This is a genomic window from Pseudomonas nitroreducens, assembly GCF_014204515.1.
Classification (GTDB): Bacteria; Pseudomonadota; Gammaproteobacteria; order Pseudomonadales; family Pseudomonadaceae; genus Pseudomonas; species Pseudomonas nitritireducens_A.
In genome coordinates, this window is sequence record NZ_JACHLI010000073.1 from 1 (window position 1) to 3190 (window position 3190).

At 54.7% G+C, this 3190-nt stretch carries 1 protein-coding gene, 2 pseudogenes and 1 other annotated feature; of the genes and pseudogenes, 2 read left to right on the forward strand and 1 reads right to left on the reverse strand.

What is annotated here, in order from left to right; translation table 11 throughout:
• Positions 1-99: 99 nt before the first annotated feature.
• Positions 100-1134 (forward strand): annotated as a pseudogene (locus HNP46_RS35510) (IS30 family transposase); the annotation flags it as partial.
• A 7-nt stretch (positions 1135-1141) separates the two neighbouring features.
• On the opposite strand, the pseudogene HNP46_RS35515 reads toward HNP46_RS35510, so the two are convergent.
• Positions 1142-2070, reverse strand: a pseudogene (locus HNP46_RS35515) (IS3 family transposase); the annotation flags it as partial.
• Positions 1676-1792 (reverse strand) — a sequence feature (AL1L pseudoknot). It overlaps the preceding pseudogene by 117 nt.
• 460 nt (positions 2071-2530) lie before the next feature.
• Here HNP46_RS35515 and HNP46_RS35520 point away from each other — a divergent pair.
• Positions 2531-3190, forward strand: a 660-nt coding sequence (locus HNP46_RS35520) for a hypothetical protein (RefSeq protein WP_184598965.1), incomplete at its 3' end; no start/stop codon positions are given.

Below are 3190 nucleotides of genomic sequence, written 5' to 3' on the forward strand. Positions count from 1 at the left end.
GATCAAAATGTCGCTTGGCTCACGCAGCCCCTTGGAGCACCGTAGGTCTCTAGGAATCATCGTCTAATCAGTCCAAGTTTTCTGCCGCACCTCCCAACAACTCGTAGCGGTCGGCTCGAGTATCGCGCTTCAGTCGCGCAGTGGAAGGCAGAACTGGTTGCCAAAAGACCGAAGCCGGTAAAACTGTTGGCTAACTCGCAACTGCGCCACTACGTGCAAGATCGCTTGGAGGGCAAGGTTCTTGACGCTAAAGGCCGCGAGATTGCCGGGCCTTTACAGGCACCGTTCAAGGGCCGAAACAAACCTCATCGCAGTGATCGTAAATGGGTCAATGGTTGGTCGCCTGAACAGATCGCCAACCGGCTGCAGATCGACTTTCCGGATGACGAGTCCATGCGCATTTCTCACGAAGCCATATACCAGGCTCTCTACATTCAGGGGCGAGGCGCGCTCAAACGCGAGTTGGTGAGCTGCCTGCGCACAGGGCGGGCGCTTCGCGTACCGAGAGCCAGGGCGCAGGCCAAAGCATGGGCGCACGTCAGCGAGGACGTCATGATTTCCAGCCGCCCGGCTGAGGTGGAAGATCGTGCCTTACCAGGACATTGGGAGGGTGACCTTATCATCGGCCTGAACCGATCCGCGATCGGGACGCTGGTCGAGCGGTCAAGTCGCTTTACCTTGCTCGTTCATCTGCCTCGCGAGGAAGGTTATGGGCTGACTCCTCGAACGAAGAACGGTCCCGCTCTTGCCGGCTACGGGGCTGCCACCATGGCCAATGCACTGAAGAGGGCCGTGACAGCCTTGCCCGTCCAGTTGTGGCGATCATTGACTTGGGATCGTGGAAAGGAGCTATCGGATCACGCCCGCTTTACCATCGAGTCTGGAGTGCAGGTCTTCTTTGCCGACCCTCACAGCCCTTGGCAGCGCGGTACGAATGAGAATACAAATGGCCTTCTGCGGCAATACTTCCCTAAAGGCACTGACCTGTCTCGTTGGAGTGATCAAGAGATCCAAGCCGTGGCTCATACGCTGAATACCAGACCCAGAAAAACACTTGGCTGGAAAACACCTGCCGAAGAACTGAACGACTATCTAAAAGCTATACAGCAACCTAGTGTTGCGACGACCGGTTGAATGCGCCCTGACTGCCTCTGTCGCTGTGATGGATCAGGCCCCCGGTGCGATGTGGCTGACGTGCATATAGTGCCTGCTCCAGCGCATCCAGGACGAAGTCGGTCTTCATGCTGGTACTGACTCGCCAACCGACGATGCGACGCGCGAAGACGTCGATCACGAACGCCACGTGCAGCCATCCCTGCCAAGTCGAGACATAGGTGAAGTCGGATACCCATAACTGGTCGGGGCGGTCGGCATGGAACTGGCGCCGCACACGATCCAGTGGGCGGACGGCCTGATCGGCCGGCACCGTGGTGCGCACCGACTGGCCTCGCCGGATGCCTTGCAAGCCAGCCTGACGCATCAGGCGTTCCACGGTGCAGCGCGCGATCTCGAAACGCTCACGCCTGAGCTGCTTCCAGACCTTTACCGCGCCATAGCACTGCAGGCTGGCATTCCAGACGCGCTGGACTTCCAGGGCCAACAGCTCATCACTCAGGGCACGACAGGGGCGCAGTGCCGGGTTGCGCAAACGGGCCGCATGCTTGCGATAACCGGACGGGGCGATCTGCAGAACACCACAGATCGACTCGACCCCGAGACGGTCACGGTAGTGATCGACAAACGCCCTCAAGACTTCGTACGGCGGTCGAGCTCCGCCTGGGCAAAATACGCACTCGCCAGACGCAGGGTCTCGTTCGCTTTGCGCAGCTCGCGATTTTCTCGCTCAAGCGCCTTGATGCGCTCACGCTCGTCACTGGTTTGGCCGGGCCGCTGCCCCGTCTCGGTCTGATGCCGGCGAATCCAGCCATGCAGGGTTTGCGCGGCACAGCCAATCTTGGGGGCTATGGCCTCGACGGCCGCCCACTCCGAGGGGTGCTCGTTCAGGTGCTCCAGAACCATGCGCACAGCGCGTTCGCGGACTTCGGGGGAGTAGGTCGTGGTCTTTTTCATGGCCTCATCTTCTCAAGAGTTGAGGCCTCCACGAAACCCGGTGCGATTCAGTACTGACTAGATCTTGCCCCTCGGGCGTGCATCAAACGCTCAATAGAATCATAGCATTTCCAGCGAATTAAAATCTAACTCAATAACCTCCCCAGTCTCCCGAGATCATTCGACACCAGGCTTAAATATTAGACGATGATCCCGGACTACATGGCGCGGAACTCGTCACTCACATCGGATATTTGAGCGCCTCAAAGTTCACACGAACAACTGCAAATAGCCTAATAGCCGTTCTACGTCATAACAGGCGCGCTCTGCCAGAGGACGACATGTGAATTCGCCAGACTATTACGAAAAGAACGATTGAGGCTTACGAGATCCACATTTTCAATGCAAACCAATGCATTGCCAGCTATAATTGAAAAATTATCGGTGATGAGGTTAAATAAAAATGACCAGAACTAGAGTAATGACCGATGCTAACTGGCAGTCCGCTCAAGCAGCTATTTTTTCTTTAAATGCTACGCTTCTTTTCTTGGCTTTGAGCGTCAGTTACTGCATGGTTACAAACAAAATTTCTAGCGACCTGAAAGTGATCAATGAGGAGTTTTTAAATATTACGGAAAGCATCATTGAACAAGAGAAGTTCGTAATGCTCGCTAAAGAGAAACTCGGAAGACTGGATGGTGCTAAGGAATTACTTCCGACTCGCGCCAGTACAATTAAAACTGGTTTCGCCGATGACTTGGAAATTCTTGAGTACAGCGAGTCAGACTATTCTTTTCCGTTCCTGCTTGGCCGTTCAATATTAAACCGCCGAGGAGATAATGACCTACTACTTCGGCTTGGAGATGCTTTAGCTAAGTTATACGGAAGGTTCTGGAGCGTTTCTAGCCACACGTCACCGAGATTTCTTCTTATTGACGTAGATTTAAACTCCTGGATAATGATCCCCCCGATCACTAGGGGCTCATGTAAAGATAATCAGCTCTGCTTGCCAAACTCTGCCGCCATTGCCGAGCTGAGGGGGTGTTTTTCAAGATTTAATAATAGTGATGCGCCTGACGTGCAGTGGGCCTCACTTGAAGGGACCGGCCATAGCAAACAGCTAGTGGCGTACACCTGCTTT